This is a genomic window from Pristimantibacillus sp. Z349TD_6 (assembly GCF_056173205.1).
The window spans coordinates 7,299,922-7,320,141 of sequence record NZ_CM149662.1 but is presented as its reverse complement, the minus strand read 5'-3'; the positions used below and the strand labels follow the sequence as shown (position 1 = coordinate 7,320,141).

Genomic DNA, 20,220 nt, shown 5'->3' with positions numbered 1-20,220 from the left:
CGAAGACATTCCTACTGATCTTATAACCATACTCATACAGGTGAAGGAGATACGATTTTACGATGGGACAGGATAAAACAGCCTTGTTCTCGGTCGTCGCTGACGGCTCGATAACAACGCCTCAAGGCTTCAAAGCAGGTGGATTGCACTGTGGTCTCAAAAAAACGACGCGTCACGATCTTGGCGCGATCGTATGCGAGGTTCCAGCAGCAGCAGCGGGCGTATATACAACGAATGTATTTCAAGCTGCACCGCTTCAAGTAACTCGTGAGAGTATCGGCGCTGGCGGCGTCCTGCGTGCTGTGCTTGTAAATAGCGGCAATGCGAATGCGTGCACAGGCAAGCAAGGCGAAGCGGACGCATATGAAATGCGCTCTAGATTTGCGGAATCAATCGGCGTATCTTCTGAACAGGTAGCCATAGCATCTACGGGCGTTATTGGCGAGCTTTTGAAAATGGACAAAGTACGCGCAGGCATCGATGGCCTGCCTGTTAAGCTGGATGGAAATCGTACAGGCGCGGATGATTTTTGCCAAGCGATTTTAACGACAGATTTGGTTCAAAAGATGGTATGCGTCGAGCTTGAACTAGACGGCAAACGTGTATATGTCTCAGGTGCAGCCAAAGGCTCGGGCATGATTCATCCGAATATGGCGACGATGCTTGGATTCGTAACGACAGATGCAGCCATTGGAAGCGAAGCGCTTCAGAAGGTGCTGCGCCTTGCGACGGATCTGACTTTCAATATGATTACCGTTGATGGAGATACAAGCACAAACGATATGCTGGTTGCTATGGCGAGTGGACTTGCAGGCAACGCAGAACTGACAGAAGCTCACGAAGGCTGGGCAGCTTTTGTAGCGGCTATCCGTCATGTATGTGAGGTGCTTGCCAAAGCGATCGCCCGTGATGGCGAAGGGGCAACTAAGCTCGTTGAGGTGCAAGTGAACGGTGCAGTAAGCGACGATTCAGCACAAGCGATTGCAAAGACGGTTATCGGGTCGTCACTTGTGAAATCGGCCGTGTTTGGAGCGGACGCGAACTGGGGACGTATTATTGCGGCAGTAGGCCGTGCAGGCCAGCCGGTTAATCCGGAGACAGTGGACATTCGTCTTGGCGATATTTTGACGCTGGAGCAATCCCGTCCTGTTGTATTTGATGAAGAGGTTGCCCTGGAATATTTGAAAGGTGATACCGTTGTTATTCGCGTTGACTTACATAATGGCGAAGGAACGGCAACGGCATGGGGCTGCGATTTGACCTATGACTATGTTCGCATTAATGCGGCATATCGGACATAAGCAAAGTAGATGCTTGGAGGGTATGGAACAGTGACGGAGCAACGATTTGTAATGAAATGCGGAGGCAGTACGCTAGCGGCGCTTCCTAACAGCTTTTTTGACGAGTTGCGGGAGCTTCAGCTCTCTGGCGTTCTTCCGGTCATCGTACACGGCGGTGGTCCAGCGATATCGGAAACGCTTGGCAAGCTGGGGATCGAGACGGGATTTGTTAATGGTCTGCGTGTAACGAACGATGCTGTGCTTGACGTCGTTGAGATGGTACTTGCAGGGCGTATCAATAAAGAAATTGTGCGTAAAATTCAAATCAACGGCGCGAAGGCACTCGGACTATCCGGGGTGGACGGCAAGCTCATTCAAGCGCAGCCAGTTGCGAATGCTGCCGAGATTGGTTTTGTTGGCGACGTAACCGATGTAAATGCTGAGATTATTGAAGGTGTTATGGGCATGGGTTACATTCCGGTTATTGCACCTATCGGTATTGATGATCAAGGGCAGCGCTACAACATTAATGCGGATACGGCTGCAGGCGCTGTTGCGTCCCATCTCGGAGTAGAGCGAATGATCGTTGTAACGGATGTGCCCGGCATTCTCAAAACAGTAGATGGACAGAAGCAGGTGCTTCCTGTTGTTTCCGTTGCTGAGATCGAAGAGATGATAACGAGCGGTGAGATTTACGGCGGCATGATTCCAAAAGTTCGCGCAGCCATTCAGTGCATCCAAGGACGTGTGCGTGAAGTCGTAATCGTAAGCGGCGAGGAGCCGGGTGTGCTGACAAGGGCGGTACGCGAAGGCGGCGTCGGTACACGAATTGTTCAAATCCATGAAGGGCGGGTGTAAGGTCGATGAGTGAAACGAATGCAACAGCTGCAGCTGACCAATCTCTTTTTCCTACCTATGCAAGATATCCAATGGCATTGGTAAAAGGTGAAGGCAGCTGGTTATGGGATGATAAAGGAAATAAATATCTTGATTTTATGAGCGGTATTGCCGTTACAAATCTAGGGCATGCTCCTAAACAAATCAAAGCGGCGCTCATTAAGCAGCTCGATGAGTTGTGGCATGTTTCGAATCTGTTCCATATTCCGAACCAAGCGGATGCAGGCAAGCTCATTACCGACAATAGCTGCGCGGATGCTGTATTTTTCTGCAACTCGGGTGCTGAGGCGAATGAAGCGGCTATTAAGCTTGTACGCCGTTACAATCAGAAGGTGCTGAACAATGGTCGATTCGAGATCATTACTTTTGAGCAATCGTTTCATGGACGCACGCTTGCTACGCTTACGGCAACTGGTCAGGATAAGGTGAAGGAAGGTTTTGCACCGCTGCCGGCTGGCTTCAAAACCATCCCACTGAACGATTTCGCTGCACTTGAAGCGGCTGTATCTGATCAGACTGCAGCAGTCATGCTGGAAATGGTGCAAGCGGAGGGCGGTATTTATCCGGTTGATCCAGGTTATATGAAGGAGCTTGTCGCGTTATGCGAGAAGCAAGGCATCCTTCTTATTGTGGATGAGATTCAAACAGGAATGGGACGTACAGGCAAGCTGTTCGCATATGAGCATTACGGCATTGAGCCTGATATTTTCACGATGGCGAAAGGTCTTGGAAGCGGGTTTCCCGTTGGCGCGATGGCAGCAAAGGAAAAGCTTCGTGAAGGCTTTACGGCAGGCAGTCATGGCTCAACTTTCGGCGGAACGCCGATTGCAACAGCAGTTGTAAAGGCAACTCTTGAGACAATTGTTGGAGACAATTTATCGGAGCGCGCAGCGCAAAAGGGTGAATATCTCATTTCGCAGCTTCGTGAGAAGCTTGCAGGAAATGAATTTGTTCATGAGGTTCGCGGACTTGGCCTGCTAGTAGGCATTGCATGCGCAGAGCCGATTGCCGATATTTTGAACGAGGCTCAGACACGTGGTCTGATCGCGATTTCGGCAGGACCCAATGTCATCCGCCTATTGCCTAATTTACTCGTTACGGATGAAGAAATTGATATTGCTGTTGCGTTATTAGTCGAACTATTGGAAGCGAAGCGACCAGTCGTTAAATCATAAATGCTAGAACATTGTTTTAAGCTGAAGGAGGGCTCTACCATGCAAGGAATAGTAAACGAGGATTTGGCGCAAAGCTTGAAGGGGCGCGACTTTCTCATGCTGGTTGATTTTAAGCCAGAGGAAATTCGTTACTTGATCGACCTGGCGATTGATTTGAAGCAAAAACAAAAAGCAGGCGAAACTCACCATATTTTAAAAGGCAAGACGCTTGGCATGATCTTTGAAAAATCGTCTACACGTACGCGCGTTTCGTTCGAAGTTGGGATGTATCAGCTTGGCGGTCAAGGTCTATTCCTAAGTGGAAATGACCTGCAAATCGGTCGCGGCGAAACGATCTGGGATACAGCTCAAACGTTGTCCCGTTATCTAGATGGTATTATGATTCGTACATTTGCGCATCGCAAAGTGGTTGAGCTTGCTCGTGGAGCGACGATTCCGGTTATTAACGGTTTGACGGATCTTTCACATCCATGCCAAGCGCTTGCGGATTACCAAACCATTCTTGAGCAAAAGGGTCGTTTGGAAGGCTTGAAAATTGCCTATATCGGCGATGGCAACAATATGACTCATTCCCTGTTGATGGGCGCTGCGAAGCTTGGCCTCCATATGTCTGTTGCGACTCCTGAGGGTTACGAGCCGGATGCAGATATTATTCAGCAAACGAAGGATCATGCTGCTGAGACAGGCTCGCAAATTCACATTTGCCGCGATCCGAAGGAAGCTATTGCTGACGCTGATATCGTGTATACGGATGTATGGGCGAGCATGGGGCAAGAAGCAGAGCAGAAGGAACGCGAGATTGCTTTTGCGGCATATCAGGTTAATGAGGCGATTACAAAATATGCGAAGAAGGACTACCTCTTCATGCACTGCTTGCCTGCACACCGCGGCGAAGAAGTGAGCGAAGGCGTAATCGACGGCGATCGTTCGATTATTTTCGACCAGGCAGAGAACCGTCTTCATGCACAAAAAGCGATTATGGCAGCAATTATGTCCTAGCTTAAACGCTATAAATATATGAATTTATTCGAAGGGAAGTAAAACAATACTATGGCAAAAGAAAAAATCGTACTCGCCTACTCCGGAGGCTTGGATACTTCGGTTATCCTCAAATGGTTGAAAGAAACTTATGACGCAGAAATCATCGCATTTACAGCAGATATCGGTCAAAAGGATGAGCTGGACGGCTTGGAAGCCAAAGCACTGGCAACGGGCGCTTCTAAAGTGTACATCGACGATCTTCGCGATGAATTTGCCAAAGACTTCATTTATCCGATGTTCCAAGCGGGAACGCTTTATGAAGGTCAATATTTGCTTGGTACTTCCATTGCCCGTCCGCTTATCGCTAAGCGTATGGTTGATATTGCTCGCGCAGAAGGCGCAGCTTATATCGCACACGGCGCTACAGGTAAAGGCAACGATCAGGTTCGTTTTGAGCTGACTGCTGCTGCACTTGCTCCTGAGATCGGCGTTATCGCGCCATGGCGCCTTGAAGCATTCCGTGAAGAATTCCCGGGTCGTGCGGAAATGATCGCTTATGCAGAGAAACACAATATTCCAGTTACAGCGTCTGCTGCGAAGCCTTATTCGACAGACCGCAACCTGCTGCATATCAGCTTTGAGAGCGGCATGCTGGAAGATCCTTGGTTCGATCCTAGCTCTGAAGAAAACGAAAGCATGTATGTGCTAAGCGTATCTCCTGAGAACGCGCCGGATAAAGCAGAATATGTTGAGCTTACTTTTGCAGAAGGCAATTGCACAGCTATTAACGGCAAAGAGCTTAGCCCGCTAGAAGTAATGGATACGCTGAATGAGCTTGGCGGCAAGCACGGCATCGGACGCGTTGATATGGTTGAGAACCGTTTCGTCGGCATGAAGAGCCGCGGCGTGTACGAAACACCGGGCGGCACAATTTTGTTCACAGCTCACCGCAAAATGGAATCATTAACAATGGACCGCGAGGTTATGCATCTTCGTGATTCGTTGATTGCAAAATATAGCCAGCTCGTATACAACGGCTTCTGGTTCGCGCCTGAGCGTCTTGCTTTGCAAGCACTTGTGACGGAATCGCAAAAAAATGTGAGCGGCGTTGTTCGCTTGAAGCTGTACAAAGGAAATGTTATCGGAGCAGGCGTACAAAGCCCAGTGAGCTTGTACAACCCTGATATTGCAACGATGGAAGCTGATCCAACGCAAGCATACGATCAAGGGGATGCGACTGGCTTCATCCGTCTGAACGCATTGCGTCTTAAAGTATCGTCGGCAGTTAGCAATAAATAAGGTTTACAAGGGAGTGTTACGAACCAGTGAGTAAATTATGGGGCGGTCGTTTTACAAAAAAAACGGACCAATTGGTAGAGGAATACACAGCATCAATCATGTTCGACAAGGAACTCGCTGAAGAGGATATTCAAGGCAGTCTGGCGCATGTAACGATGCTGGGCAAGCAAGGTATTCTTCCGCTGGATGACGTTGAGAAGATTAAGGACGGGCTGCACCGCGTCCTTCAACGCATCAAACGTGATGATATCGAGTTCTCAATTGGAGACGAAGATATCCATATGAATATCGAAAAGACGCTAATCGACGATGTTGGCTCTGTAGGCGGCAAGCTGCATACAGGACGCAGCCGGAACGATCAAGTGGCGACGGATATGCATTTATGGCTTCGCAAGCGCGTTGTTGAGTTCGTGGATATGCTTTATAAGCTTCAATCTGCACTTATCGAGCAAGCAAAAGCTAACATTGATACCATCGTACCTGGTTACACGCATTTGCAGCGTGCGCAGCCGATCCTGTTTGCACATCATTTGATGGCTTACGTATCGATGTTTGGACGCGATATTGAGCGTTTGCAGGATAGCTACAAGCGCATCAATGTACTTCCACTTGGAGCAGGCGCTTTGGCAGGGACAACCTTCCCAATCGATCGCCATTATGTGGCGAGCCAGCTTAAGTTTGACCGCGTATATGAAAACAGCTTGGATGCGGTAAGCGACCGTGACTTCATTGTTGAGTTTCTTGCGGACGCATCGATCATTATGATGCATCTTTCGCGCCTTAGCGAGGAGCTCATCCTATGGTCGAGCACGGAATTCCACTTTGTTGAGCTGGACGATGCATTCTGCACAGGCAGCAGCATTATGCCGCAAAAGAAAAACCCAGACGTACCCGAGCTTGTTCGCGGTAAAACGGGCCGTGTTTATGGAGACCTTGTTGGCTTGTTGACGGTTCTTAAGTCACTGCCACTTGCTTACAACAAAGACATGCAGGAAGACAAAGAAGGCATGTTCGATACGGTGAAGACGCTGCAAGGCGCGCTTCAGCTGTTCGCTCCAATGATCGCAACGATGAAAGTGAACAAGGAACGGATGCGTCAAGCCGTTAATCAGGACTTCTCGAACGCAACAGATATTGCGGACTTCCTTGTTGGCAAAGGCTTGCCTTTCCGCCAAGCGCATGAGGTTATCGGCAAAACGGTATTGTATTGCATCGAGCAAAACAAATACTTGCTGGACCTGACGCTGGAAGAGTTCAAAAAGTTCTCATCGTTGTTCGATGATCGCATTTATGCCGTGCTTCAACCAGAACAGGTTGTTAATGCACGTAACGTTTATGGCGGCACAGCAAAAACACAAGTGCAAGATGCGATTGGTCGCGCAGAGGTGGCTCTAGAGCAAACTGCAGCTTGGGTGACCGAGTATCTTGAACGCAGCAGATAATGGACATCGCTCTTTAGCGAATTTAGGTTTATAAAATAAAAAGCAGTTCAGCGTTGCCTTGGAGGCAGCGATCTGAACTGCTTTTTTTTGCTGTATTCGTTAGCAGCCCGCACTTTGCTTGCACCGTTCTCCTAAAAAACGCCGTCCTCAAGCAGCGGCTCTGTCGTTTGCTGTGGCGGAGTTGGCGTTGCCGACGGCCCCTTGCCGCCTTTCATTGGACCAACCTCGATGATGGTTGGCTGAGCCTTGTACGTATCGCGCGACAAGCGGTCACGGGAGATAACCTTGCCGTCACGCGTAAACGTACGGTATGTTTCTACCACATAACCTTGTTTTCCTGATTCTACAGTGACCTTCTGGCCTGGGGATAGGCGAGAATTTGTTTTCTCCTGAATGGCAGGGGCAATCGTTTTGAGCGTTACCGATTCGATATCGTATTTTTCGTTTTCTTTCATCGTACCGAACAGCTTGATCGTCAGTTTGCGATCATCTACTGAGGTGCGAATGATGAGATATTTGCCCGTTGTGTTTTTGAAACGAAAGTTGATCGCACCACCTGCATAAGTAGCATCTTGGCCAATAGGCAAATAAGCAACCGGCAAAGAGTGATTGCGCCGCTCAACAATTTCTAGCCCTGCTCGAAGAATAGCATTATAAAGTGTGCTTGAGACTTGGCAAATACCGCCGCCGATACCTGGCACAAGCTTGCCGTTCAAAATAACGGGCGCCTCGCGATACTCATATAATTCCTCTGCTCTCGTAATGAGCTTGTCATAATCAAATATTTCATCTGGCGCAAGCACCCAATCATTGAGCGTTTTTGCCGTTACAGTCACGTTATGGGCACGTCCTTCTGCGCTCGTCCTGAAATCAGTGGAAAATGATATGATTTTTCGCTCAATGCCTTCATCCTTCAATTTCTCAAGCGTCATTTCCGGATGAATGACGGTAATTGGCAGCTCAGCTTCAAAAGCCTTCTCAACAGGTGCTCCGATTTTTTCCCTTTTTATGATAACCCAATCATTTACCTGATCGGTAAGCTTTCCAGTATCCAAGCGAAAAGCATCAACATGCGGTTCGTAGATGACCTGGTCGGTATCTGTGATCCTTCGGACAGCATTTTTGGTAGCACTCTTTTCAATCCAGCTCCACTGCTTGCGAAGTGCGGCATCAAAGGCGTCTGAATTCCAAGCTTGCGAGAGCTCATATTGCTTGGGGAACTGATAGCGGTAAACGGCACGATCCCATATTTCACCTTCGTCCAGTTTCAATAATGCCTCGCGAATGGTTTTGAATTCCGCTTTATACCCAAGCTCGTTTACGGTCCACTGCATGCTGTCGCCAGCATTAGCAGCTGCATGAATGGTAATGGTGCGCTGCTGCAGCGAGCTCTCATATTCCTCAAGCAGCTTAAGGGCATCTGTTACTTGCATGCCGCCAACAGCAATGCCGCCGGCATCAACCCCATCAGGAACTGTTTTTTGCTGTGCATAATTCCAAATAAAGCCCCAACCTACTGCTGCAATAAGAAGCAGCGATGCTGCGATGATAATGCCAATATGGATACGTTTTATGATACGAATCACTCCTTTCTGCGTGTCAAGCAAAAACGTCTTCGGCGACCTCAGGACGCTGAAGCGGTTTTGACGGAGAAATATAAGCCCTTTATAAGCTAACAAACTTATAAATGCTTATATGTTAAAAAAGCAGTCTTATATGTATATGCTGCTTACTCTGCAATTTTGTCTAATACGTATTAGGAGGTTGATTCGACAATTGCTTCGATTATGAGATTTGTGAAAAATGAGGAAAGCGAGCTCCTTATGAAGGAATTCAGCACAAACTGTCGAAATAGTAGTACTGACTATAAACAGGATGTGATAATGTGATTGAGATGCAAGACATATGGAAAACGTACACCGACGGAACGCATGCGTTAAAAGGCGTCTCTGTTCGTATAGATCGCAACGAGTTTGTTTATCTAGTAGGACCATCTGGTGCAGGTAAGTCAACATTTATGAAGTTGATCTATCGTGAGGAAGTACCGACAAAAGGACAGATTTCTGTTAATGGATTTAATATAGGAAAGTTGAAGCCGCGAAAAATCCCATTTGTTCGACGAAATATTGGCGTTATTTTTCAGGACTTTAGACTATTACCCAAATTAACCGTATTTGAAAACGTTGCATTTGCCATGGAGGTTATAGAAGCCCCAACCCGCGTCATTAAGAGGCGAACGATGGAAGTGCTTGAGCTCGTAGGACTGAAGCATAAGCATGCAAGCCTGCCGGCACAGTTGTCGGGTGGTGAGCAGCAGCGTGTATCGATTGCACGAGCGATTGTAAATAACCCATCTGTTATCGTAGCGGACGAGCCCACAGGCAACTTGGATCCTGAAACGTCGCTGGGCATCATGAACTTGCTTGAGGAAATCAACTTCCGCGGTGCAACCATCGTAATGGCTACCCACAATAAAGATATCGTTAACTCCATACGCAAGCGCGTCATTGCAATCGAGAACGGCAATATCGTACGTGACGAGGCTAGAGGGGAGTACGGCTATGAAGCTTAGAACTATACTCCGTCATCTGCGAGAAGGCGCCAAAAACATCATTAGAAATGGCTGGATGTCGTTTGCTTCAGTAAGCTCGATATTTATATCCTTGTTCATTCTTGGCGTGTTTTTATTGCTCGCACTCAACGTCAATTCCATGGCGGCACAGATCGAGAGTCAAGTGCAAATTCGTGTGTTCCTACAGCTAAATGTAGACAAAGCGAAGATAACAGAGCTTCAGAACAAAATCGGCAATTTAACAGAGGTAAAGCAAGTAACATTTGTATCTAAAGCAGAGGGACTAGAGCTGCTTCGTAAGAACCTTGGTGATGAGAACAAGGATTTGCTGGATGGTTATGAGAAGGAAAAAAATCCGCTGCCGGATTCGTTTACGGTAGAGGTTTATGAGCCGCAATCGATCGAGGATGCAGCAAAACAGATCGATGCGATCAATAAAGCAGATGAGCTTATACCGATTGCCAAAATCAAATATGGACAAGGCACGGTGGAGACTCTTTTCAAAATTACAAATGCTTTGCGTTACATAGGTATCGTCGTTGTTGTAGGTCTATCCGTAACAGCAATGTTCTTGATCTCGAACACGATCAAAATGACCATTATCGCAAGACGCAGAGAAATTGGCATTATGAAGCTGGTTGGCGCGACGAATTCTTTTATTCGCTGGCCGTTTTTCATTGAAGGTGCGCTGATTGGAATTATTAGCTCGGTTATTACAACGGTAGCTGTGCTTGCAGGTTACTCACAGCTTGTGAAATTTACGCAAATGGAATTATCGCTAATGATGATTAAGCTCGTCACGGTAGAGGAGTCAGGAATGCTGACTGCCACGCTGCTCATCGTACTCGGAACATTAATCGGCATTTGGGGCAGCACGATCTCGATACGCAAGTATTTGAAAGTGTAGGAGGATGCGAAAGTGAAGAAGAGGAAATGGCTGTTATTCACAGTTACGATGATGCTTGCGGTATTTGTTATGCAACCAACAGGAGGAGAAGCTGCTTCTCTTAGCGAAATAAAGAAACAAATAGCGGCCGCTAAGGCGGAAATGAAGGAAGCGGAGCAACGCGCAGCTAAAGCTGAGCGCCAAGCCGCTAATGCTCATAATCAGGCTAAGACAGCAGAGAATGAGAAGGTAACTATCCTTGGGAAAAAAACAGAAGCGGAAGCTTCTATCGCTAATTTGATGGCAGAGATCGATAATGTCGTCATCAACAAAACAAAGATGCAAGCACAAAGCGATGCGAAGGAAGAAGAACTGCTGCAAACCGGCCTTGAGCTGGAGCAAGCTGAAGAGCGTGTAGTGACACGCGATGAGCTGCTGCAATCTCGCATGCGTCTTATGTATACGAACGGTTTTGTATCATATATGGACGTACTACTGAGTGCGACTAGCTTTACAGATTTTATTGATCGATTCGATGCTCTTCAATCGATTCTGTCGCAGGATCGGGATATTTTGGCGGAGCAAAGAGAAGAGAAGGAGCTTGTTGCTCAGAAGAAAATAGAAGTAGAGAAGCAATTTGCTGAAGTGAAAAAGATTTATGAGAAGCTGGAGCAGTACGAAGCTCATTTAGTGAAGAAAGAGCAAGAGAAAGAAGTTATGATAGCCAGCTACAATACTAATATCAAACAACTGGATAATAAGCTGGTACAAATCGACTCCACGCTAGAGGAGCTCGAGGGCATCAGCAAGGAGCAAGAGGAGCTGCTTATGGCGCTTGCTGCGAAAGTATCGAAGTTGAATGCAGAGAAAAACAGAATATCGAATCCGTATACGGGCGGTAAGCTGGGTATGCCGATTAGAGATAACTATCGCGTAAGCTCAAGCTTTGGCACACGGGTTCATCCGATTACAGGTAAAACACACACCCATACAGGAACGGATTTTGCAGCACCGCAGGGAACAGATATTTTCGCAGCGGAAGACGGTGTTGTACTCGTTGCCCAAAAGTGGAGCACTTACGGAAATTGTGTCATTATTGACCATGGTAATGGCTTGTGGACGCTTTACGGACATATTCGTAATGGTGGAATCAAAGTTGAAAAAGGCGAAACCGTCAAGAAAGGCCAGAAAATTGCTGAGGTTGGTAGTACAGGCAATTCAACGGGGCCACATTTACATTTTGAAGTGCGTAAAAACCAAACTCCTGTTAATCCAGGCGGATATTTAAAATAGGCAATCTTTCATAAAATACATCAAGAGGCAGCCCCTGTGGCTGCCTTGTTTAAAATCAAACATAAAATAAATGATAAAGTGATCATTTTTACCGAATAATGCAAATAATTGTAAGCGGCTTGTCATATACTAGTGTGGTCTTAAATCTAAGACCGTGTAAGATGAGAAGGTGGTGTAGACAGGTGCATTTCAAAGGACGGACAGTATTCGCGTTCGTTATGCTAACGATGATTGCATCCGTACTCGTTACGCTAACGATCGCGGACCAAATGATTAAACCGGACAAGCCAGCAGCGCCTGCTCTTTCAGCAGCGGCAGCTGATGACGGTGATCGCTTCAGGCTTAAAAAAGAAGAGCTGACGAAGCTTAATGCGGTGCTGGAATTAATTGAAACAAAATATTATCAGAAGGTCGATCGCATGGAGCTGCTTGATGGTGCTGTAAGCGGAATGATGTCGTCGCTGGATGATCCCTATTCCGTTTACATGGAGAAGGACGTAGCTAAGCACTTTTCGGAATCGATCGAAGGCTCGTTTACAGGTATCGGAGCAGAGGTTACGCTTGAAAATGGACGTGTTGTCGTCGTTTCTCCGATTAAAGGCTCGCCGGCAGAACGTTCCGGCCTATTAGCGAAGGATATTTTGCTTTCGGTTAACGGCGCGAAGCTCGATGGACTGAATTTGCAGGATGCGGTAGCGAAGATTCGTGGTCCAAAAGGAACCAAAGCGAAAATTCAAGTACAGCGTGTCGGTTTTTCTGATCCGATCCAGCTCGTGCTCATTCGCGACGATATCGATGTGGAAACGGTATATGGCAGCCTGCAGCCGGATGGTACAGGCGTCATTGAAATCAGACAATTTTCACTGCATACGGCAGAGCGGTTTAAGCAGGAGCTCGCGAAGCTGGAGGAGCAAGGGATGAAGGGGCTTGTTCTTGATGTACGCAACAATCCTGGGGGCGTTCTTCCTGTTGTTGTAGAGATAGCCCAAACCTTCCTAGCCAAAGGTACGACAGTCGTACAGGTAGAGGATCGTGAAGGAAACCGGGAAAAAACGCTGTCGAAGGGACAAGAAAAAACGTACCCTATAGCGGTTCTTATGAATAAAGGGAGCGCAAGCGCATCGGAAATATTGGCAGGAGCTTTGCAGGAAAGCGCGGGAGCGAAGCTCGTTGGCGAAACCTCCTTTGGCAAAGGCACTGTGCAAGTAAGCTACAACAAAGCGCTTGGCGACGGAAGCCTGCTCAAGATGACCATAGCCAAATGGTTAACGCCTAAGGGCAATTGGATTCATGAAAATGGCATAAAACCCGATCTTACGGTGCAGCCGCCGGATTTGTATACCGTTGCAAGACTTACCCTTTCCGAGACGTTAAAGCAGGATATGCTGGGCGAACAAGTACGGAGCGTTCAAATTATGCTGCATGGTCTTGGATACCAACCTAAGCGTGAGGATGGTTACTTCGGAGCGGAGACGGCAGAAGCCGTTAAGAAATTTCAATCCGAGCATAGCTTGCCGGCCACGGGACAGGTCGATAAGCAAACGGGTGAAACGCTGGAGAAGGAAGTCATTAAATGGATTCAAGATAAAAAGAATGATAAGCAGCTGCTTGAAGCAATTAAGGCTGTAGGCAGGAAATAATACGCGCATGTCGAATGAATAAGAGGTTGACTCTGTTTAACAGGGTCGGCCTTTTATTTTTTTATGTTTATATGGATATGGGGAACGAGCGAAGGAGTGTTAGCTTTGGAAACGGCGATCGAGTTATTGGAAATGCTCGGGCAAGCGGCTGTCCAATTAGTTGCACAGCCATTTTATTATATTGCGGTGTTATTCATCATTTTACAGTATACAAGGCAAATACGAGTGGAGAGGCAGATGTTTGCAGTAAAGCTGCATCATTGGCCAAGCTTGGTTTTTAAGGCGATGTTAACGGGTCTTTTGATTGGTGTGGCGGTTTCCATTGCAGGAGCATTCGTTGGCGTATCGTTGACTGGAGAAGCTGTTCTATGGCTTTGGGCAGTTGCGGCTATCTTAATGCTGATTCGAATTAGATACTTATGTTTTGCGTACAGTGCAGGAGTCATTACTCTTCTTCAGTGGCTGCTCGGGTGGACAACGCTTACGGAGCGGACGGATTGGCTCGGGTCATTGGCTGTCTCCCTTGCAGGAATTGATGCTGCTGGTTTACTTGTGCTCGTTGCGCTGCTTCATCTTGCAGAAGCCGTTCTTGTTCGCTGGCAAGGTGATCGATTATCGACGCCATTATTTCTTGAGGGTAAACGTGGAAAGCTCGTTGGCGGCTATATGCTGCAGGGCTTTTGGCCAGTTCCGCTGCTTATGCTGGTACCGACAGGGGCGAGCGGATCATCTATGACGGCATTGCCGTGGACACCATTATTTGGAGCAGATTGGTCGCAAGGCTGGTCGTTTGTAGCGTTGCCTATGATTATCGGATTTACGGAAATGACACGTTCTTTATTGCCGCGTGAGAAAGCGAAGCATGCCTCGAAAGGGCTGCTGCTGTATAGCATATGCTTAGCTGGCGCAGCAATTCTGGCTTGGTGGCAGCCTAAGCTGCTGCCGCTTGCTGCACTGGTTTCACTGCTTTTGCATGAGGCCATTATATGGAGAAGCCGGGCGAGAGAAGCGGCTTTATCGCCATTATATGTGCATGACTCACGCGGGCTGCGAATATTAGGAATCGTGCCTGGCACTCCAGCGGCATTAATGGGGCTTTTGACAGGCGAGATTTTGCACAAGGTTAATGGTGTGCGTGTGCGGACAAAAGAAGACCTTTATGAAGCGCTTGTTCAAAACTCCGCATTTTGCAAGCTGGAAGTATTAAATCTTGAAGGCGAATTAAAATTTGCGCAACGGGCGCGATTTGCTGGTGAGCACCATCAGCTCGGGGTCATTCTAGCTCCCGATGAACAAGCCAACTATTATGCATCGGCTGGGCCAGCGTCCTTGCTGCAGCTGCTGCGCAGCTATCATGCTTCTAATCGGCGCGATGCGCAGGCGGAGAGAATGGACAGCTAGTTATAGCTCGAAATAAAAAGGCTCGAAATAACAAAAAGGTGAATCAGGATGTTCCTGATTCACCTTTTTTGCATCGTTTTAGTCACTTAGCGTCTTGTTCTTCTTTTGACCACAATTGTCGAAACACCAACAACGATCATAGCTAGACCTAGCAGCTGCATAAGCAGGTAGCTGTTCTCGCCTGTCTTAGGCAATACGGGAACGTCTGGTGTTGTGATTCCGCCGCGAGGCGGTTCCTCTACATCGATTTCGAAGAAGATTTCTTCTTCATTGCCATCTTTATCTTTAACGATGATAGAGAATGTATCTTTTCCTTTAAATCCAGAGTCAGGAGTGTAAACCCATTTGCCATCTGGTGTAATGACAACTTTACCATGATCAGGCTTTACACCTCCAACAGGCACGCTGCCATCAGGGACTTCCACTTCACCTTCAACTGGTTTGTCTACTTCCGTAACTTCCTTTTCTGTGGAAGTAGTTGGCGCAGGCGTCGCAACTGGTGTTGTTGTCGGCTTCGGCGTAGTTGTTGGTTTTGGTGTCGGTGTCGGTGCTATCGTTGGCGTCGGTGTTGGCACGATTACTTTGTTGTTTTTAACCGTGACCGAATTTCCCGATATAGAATTAATGGTGACACTTACTTCGCCGCTGCCGATTATGCTGTAACCAGCAGGTGCTGAGATTTCCTTCAATACATAGTTTCCAAGAGGAAGTCCGGTGAAGGTTACTTTGCCATTTGCAGCCGTCGTTTGTTTGCCGTAGCTCACATTAGAGCTGCTGTACAATTCAAAGGTAGCGCCAGCAAGAACGATTGTTGTATTCGTACTGTCTACTTTGGTTACTTCCAACCTGCCAAGAGGATCTCTTGTATTTTTGATCTCTTTTGATACAGCAGGCGCATTGATCGTAACGTTTACTTCGCCATTGCCAATCATGCTGTAGCCGGATGGAGCTGAGATTTCCTTCAGCACATAGCTGCCGTAAGGAAGATCTGTGAACGATATTTTACCGCTAGAAGACGTTGTTTGTTTGCCTAAGCTTACATTAGCGCTGTTGAATAGTTCAAACGTAGCACCAGCAAGAACGACCGTAGTATTATCGTAATCTACTTTAGTGACTTCCAAGGTTCCGAGCAGCTTAGCATTTTTCACTTCTTTGCTTACAATAGAGGCATTAATCACAACGCTTAATTCACCGCTGCCGATGATGCCATAGTTGACAGGTGCTGAGATTTCTTTCAGCACGTAGCTGCCATAAGGAAGGCCAGTGAAAGATAGTTTGCCGGTTGAATCCGTTGTCTTTTTGCCTAGGCTGACATTGGCGCTGTTGAATAGCTCAAATGTTGCTCCAGCAAGAACAATGGCAGTATTATCGTTGTCTACTTTAGTGACTTCCAAGGTTCCGAGCAGCTGAATATTTTTAACTTCTTTTGATACAGTAGACGCATTAATCGTAACATTTACTTCACCGTTGCCGATGATGCTGTATCCATAAGGTGCCGAGATTTCCTTCAGCACGTAGCTGCCGTAAGGAAGAGCCGTGAATACTGCTTTTCCGTTTGCAGCCGTCGTTTGTTTGCCCATGCTTACATTAGCGCTATTGAAAAGCTCGAACGTAGCTCCGGCAAGAACAGTTGACGTATGATCATTGTCTACCTTGGTTACTTCAAGGCTGCCTTCTAGCTTTTCATTTTTCACTTTTTCAGATACTACAGCTGCATTAATGGTCACATTCACTTCGCCGCTGCCCATTATTTTGTAGTCTGCAGGTGCTGAAACTTCTTTTAGTACATAAGTGCCGTAAGAAAGGCCAGTAAAAGATACTTTGCCGCTAGTGTCTGTCGTCTTTTGACCCAAGCTTACATTGGCACTGTTGAACAGCTCGAATATTGCTCCCGCAAGAACGATTGCAGGATTTGCGCTGTCTACTTTAGTGACTTCCAAAGTACCAAATAGCTTTGTATTTCCCACTTGTTTCGTAACAACAGAAGCATTAATCGTAACATTCACTTCACCGTTTCCGATGATGCTATAGCCGGTAGGTGCTGAAACTTCTTTCAGTACATAGCTGCCATATGGAAGGCCAGTGAAAGTTGCTTTGCCGTTTGCGGCTGTTGTTTGCGTACCTTGGCTTACATTAGCGCTATTGAAAAGCTCGAACGTCGCTCCAGCAAGAACAGTTGCTGCATTAGCGGAGTCAACTTTCGTTACTTCCAAGCTGCCTAAAAGCTTCGCATTTTTGATTTCCTTCACGACAGGAACGGTCGTTGAATTGATCGTTACCTCGTAGATGCCTGTACCATCAATTGCGTAGCCAGCTGGTGCACTTTTCTCTTTCAATGTGTATTTACCGTAACGCAAGCCGTTATATTCAAGCTCGCCATTAGCGTTTTTAGATGGTGCGATTACACCGCCGGTCGAATTGCGAGTTAGTTCAAAAACAGCGCCGGACAGCTTGAGCGTTGGATCATCTTTGTCAACTTTGACTACCTTTAAATCGCCTTTATAGATACTGCCAGTGCCTTCTCCGCCGGATAATGCTATTTTCACCTCTGTCGCATTGTCAACGGGCTTGGAAATACCTCCAGCACCAGTGAAAGTAACCGTATTTGAAATGGTTTCTTTGTCTTTAGCATCAATAATGGATTGGTATTCAAGAATATAAGGTTTGGATATCTCATTGTTGAAGCTGAGCTCAAATGTCTCATCGCTTGAAATAGCTGGATCCGTATTTTCCTTGAAAGTTAGTTTATAGCCATGAACCGGATCTGTAGGGCTAATAGCCGAACCGGTTTTGGTTACATTGCCGTTGCTATTTACGCTTGTAAGATAGAGCTTAAATGATTCTTTGACAAGCGTTTGTTTTTTGCTAGGCACATCATAAATTTTTGCTTCGTCAACAGTGGACTGACCGCGGTTAATATAAATCGTCCAATTGACGGAGTCATCGTTTTGCTGACCTTCTTTGAAAACATATTCACCGGCTTTTGGTATCGTCACGGAAGCAGTAAGATCCTTGGTTGTATAACCAGTGCCGCTTAAATAAGCATGATTGTTAATTGTTTTTTCCGTTGTGCCAAGCACTTTTCCATCCACATCCGTTTTGAATGTGATGAGGTAAGGCTCAGTAATTGGATTAGTAAATGCAATCTGCCATTGGTTATTGTTAGCAGTCGTTGGAAGTACAACACTGTAATTGCCTGCTGGAGCAACCAGTGCACCAGGGGTCGTAGAGCCATTGCTGTTCACAGTCAGCTTGCGTACTTCAATCGATCCAGCCACGAGCTGTTGTACCGATTCCAGCGTATCTGTTACGACGGCATTGGCAATTGTTTTGCTATTGTAGTTAATGCCGATGTTCCATGTAATTTTTTTGTCTGTGGCATTATAGCTGCCATTCTTGAAGCCGTTGTCCTGTGTGTTCTTATTAGGCGTAAAAGTTGACGTTTCGGATTGATTTTTCTCTGATCCTACAGCAGTCTCTTTCCAGATCAGTTTGCCCGTATTTTTGAAAGAGAAGTTTGTATTAGAAAAATAGGATCCGTCCGTATAGTCGTATTCCGTTGTATATGAGATAGTGTAAGTAGAATTGCCATCTGGAAAATCGATTTTGAAGCCTTTTGTTGTATTAGTTGCACCGGCTGGATCATACGTGATGGTATAAAGCGGACTATTCACGACAATACCATTTTGCTTGACGACCAAGGTGCCAGGTACAAGCTTTAAGCCTCCGCTGACGAACGTATCTTCAAATTTCAGACCAAACAAATTGTATTTGTCTCTATTGATTTCAACATTCCAGTCTATCGTTCTATCTTTGTAGTTAGCATTACTATTTGTTTTATGCAAAAAGTGCTGCTTAACATCTACGGTGACCGTATTGGATTCTTTACTATCCGAATAAACCGTATTTTTAATTGCTTTATCGTCATACAAATTGCCAACTGGCTTGGTTTGGTACGTTATTTTATAAGCGCCAGTGATTGGGTTATTGAAGGACAGCTTAAAACCGTTCTTGGTGTTTTGATTTTTGGGATGACTGCTTACATCATAGTCCAGAGTATAGTCAGTCGACGGTATTTCAGTTCCTGGCGTGCCAGCAACCGGATCGGCCACAGGGAATACTTTAATGGAACCTGGTACAAGCTCATGGCCTTTATCGAACAAATCAGTCAAAACAGCGCTTGCTATCGTATCTTCGCCAAAATTGTATTTAATGGTCCAATCGATGACTTGAGCAGCTTCATTATATGTACCTGATTTCTCAAGCAGTTTGCCGCGGCTGTTCGTTATCGTGTCTGAAGCAGAAACATCGGTAATATTGCTGCCTTTTAATGTAGCGGTATTTTTGAAGTTAGCTTTTGTAATGTCGGTAACAGCTGTATCAAATACAATGCGATAAACCGAATTTATATTTCCTAAGTCTAGCTGCAATTTATTATCAGGTGAAGCGGGTGCAGTCACTTGATAGTCAGTAGGCGCATTTTGTAGTATTGGATTAGACAGGACACCATCGGTGTCTGAAGTCATTTTGTAAACCTTGAGCGAGCCCGGCGTAAAAGTCAGACCAGCAGGAATCGTATCGGTGACAACGGCTCCGTTAACTTTTTTGAGATCCTTGTTCACATCAACTGTCCAAGTAATATTCTCAGCATTAAAGCTCTTATCCGGTGTTCCCTTTTTGCTAATTGGAGATGTCACACCTTTAGGTGCAATCGGAATGGTGATGGTATCGCCGATATTAAATTTAATAGGTACTTCTGTTTGGTTGCCGACGCTTACTTTTGTGAAAAAACTCCAGAAACTGAGTGTTCCGGAAACATGTGTCCCTTTGTTGATCTGCTCATTAAATGTGACAGTAACCTTATGCCCATTTAACTGATAGGTTCCAACGCTAGGTTCACCAGGTGGAGCACTTAAGGGTTTCTCTGTAATATTTCCGCTGTGCATGACTAATTCTGGAGGCAGATCAAATGTGAATTGATCACCCATGGAGTACTTATGATCCTCGGGAAGCTCCCACTCGTAGTTTAACGAGAGAATATCTTTGTCAAGGTTGACACGGATTTCAGGATTGACATAATAAACAGAATTATAAACTGAAGCGATAACTGAATTAGGTGTAGCTGTGTCAGTCAAAGTCATTTTAGTAATAATATTATCATTAATAGCAGCTGCCTCTACCGGCTTCAAAATACCGGCAAAGTTTACGTATTGAAAAATTAGCAAAAAAGCGATCATGAGTGCAGTTGTCTTTTTTCTCATTTCTTGGTATCCTCCATCTTAAAATGCTCGAGTATTCATTTATTTCTAGTTATTTGGAGCTAGCAGCAAAACATCATTCCTTTCTCTGTTAAA

13 protein-coding genes are annotated in these 20,220 nt (G+C 46.2%); 11 read left to right on the top strand and 2 right to left on the bottom strand.

Annotated features, from left to right (window positions below; all coding sequences use genetic code 11):
* The first annotated feature begins 62 nt into the window (after positions 1–62).
* The 6 genes from argJ to argH are packed head-to-tail and all read left to right on the top strand — an operon-like array spanning position 63 to position 7,074.
* Positions 63–1,301, top strand: coding sequence for a bifunctional ornithine acetyltransferase/N-acetylglutamate synthase (gene argJ, locus AC0VYE_RS31730; protein WP_475444753.1), 1,239 nt, complete (start codon positions 63–65; stop codon positions 1,299–1,301).
* 51 nt (positions 1,302–1,352) lie between these two features.
* Complete coding sequence (gene argB, locus AC0VYE_RS31725; protein ID WP_256710813.1) at positions 1,353–2,138, top strand: acetylglutamate kinase; 786 nt, start codon at positions 1,353–1,355, stop codon at positions 2,136–2,138.
* Between the two features lie 5 nt (positions 2,139–2,143).
* Positions 2,144–3,352 (top strand): acetylornithine transaminase, encoded by a 1,209-nt coding sequence (locus AC0VYE_RS31720; RefSeq protein WP_475444751.1) that lies wholly within the window; start codon positions 2,144–2,146, stop codon positions 3,350–3,352.
* A 39-nt stretch (positions 3,353–3,391) separates the two neighbouring features.
* The gene (argF, locus tag AC0VYE_RS31715) at positions 3,392–4,351 is read left to right on the top strand and encodes an ornithine carbamoyltransferase (protein WP_339205333.1); all 960 of its coding nucleotides are present in this window, start codon (positions 3,392–3,394) and stop codon (positions 4,349–4,351) included.
* Between the two features lie 51 nt (positions 4,352–4,402).
* Positions 4,403–5,632 carry an argininosuccinate synthase gene (locus AC0VYE_RS31710; protein WP_076266169.1) on the top strand — a complete coding sequence of 410 codons (1,230 nt, stop codon included), beginning with the start codon at positions 4,403–4,405 and terminating at the stop codon, positions 5,630–5,632.
* A 26-nt stretch (positions 5,633–5,658) separates the two neighbouring features.
* Positions 5,659–7,074: an argininosuccinate lyase gene (argH, locus tag AC0VYE_RS31705; RefSeq protein ID WP_339205331.1), complete on the top strand. Its 1,416-nt coding sequence runs from the start codon at positions 5,659–5,661 to the stop codon at positions 7,072–7,074.
* Between the two features lie 131 nt (positions 7,075–7,205).
* Here the strand turns inward: argH and AC0VYE_RS31700 are convergent, their stop codons facing one another.
* Positions 7,206–8,660, bottom strand: coding sequence for a VanW family protein (locus tag AC0VYE_RS31700; RefSeq protein ID WP_475444748.1), 1,455 nt, complete (start codon positions 8,658–8,660; stop codon positions 7,206–7,208).
* A gap of 299 nt (positions 8,661–8,959) precedes the next feature.
* Here AC0VYE_RS31700 and ftsE point away from each other — a divergent pair, with 299 nt between their 5' ends.
* The 5 genes from ftsE (at position 8,960) to AC0VYE_RS31675 (ending at position 14,866) form a co-directional block, all read left to right on the top strand.
* A complete protein-coding gene (gene ftsE / locus AC0VYE_RS31695) occupies positions 8,960–9,646 on the top strand; it encodes a cell division ATP-binding protein FtsE (protein ID WP_076266167.1) in 687 nt (228 codons plus the stop codon).
* Positions 9,636–10,553 (top strand): permease-like cell division protein FtsX, encoded by a 918-nt coding sequence (gene ftsX / locus AC0VYE_RS31690; RefSeq protein WP_076266166.1) that lies wholly within the window; start codon positions 9,636–9,638, stop codon positions 10,551–10,553. The genes ftsE and ftsX overlap by 11 nt, the downstream gene beginning before the upstream one ends.
* Positions 10,554–10,565: 12 nt before the next feature.
* The gene (locus AC0VYE_RS31685) at positions 10,566–11,825 is read left to right on the top strand and encodes a murein hydrolase activator EnvC family protein (RefSeq protein ID WP_475444745.1); all 1,260 of its coding nucleotides are present in this window, start codon (positions 10,566–10,568) and stop codon (positions 11,823–11,825) included.
* 182 nt (positions 11,826–12,007) lie between these two features.
* Entirely contained in the window at positions 12,008–13,465 is a 1,458-nt protein-coding gene (locus tag AC0VYE_RS31680) for a S41 family peptidase (protein ID WP_256710787.1), read from the top strand.
* Between the two features lie 105 nt (positions 13,466–13,570).
* Entirely contained in the window at positions 13,571–14,866 is a 1,296-nt protein-coding gene (locus AC0VYE_RS31675) for a PDZ domain-containing protein (protein WP_475444742.1), read from the top strand.
* An 86-nt stretch (positions 14,867–14,952) separates the two neighbouring features.
* Here the strand turns inward: AC0VYE_RS31675 and AC0VYE_RS31670 are convergent, their stop codons facing one another.
* Positions 14,953–20,127 (bottom strand): SpaA isopeptide-forming pilin-related protein, encoded by a 5,175-nt coding sequence (locus AC0VYE_RS31670; protein WP_475444740.1) that lies wholly within the window; start codon positions 20,125–20,127, stop codon positions 14,953–14,955.
* Positions 20,128–20,220: the final 93 nt, after the last annotated feature.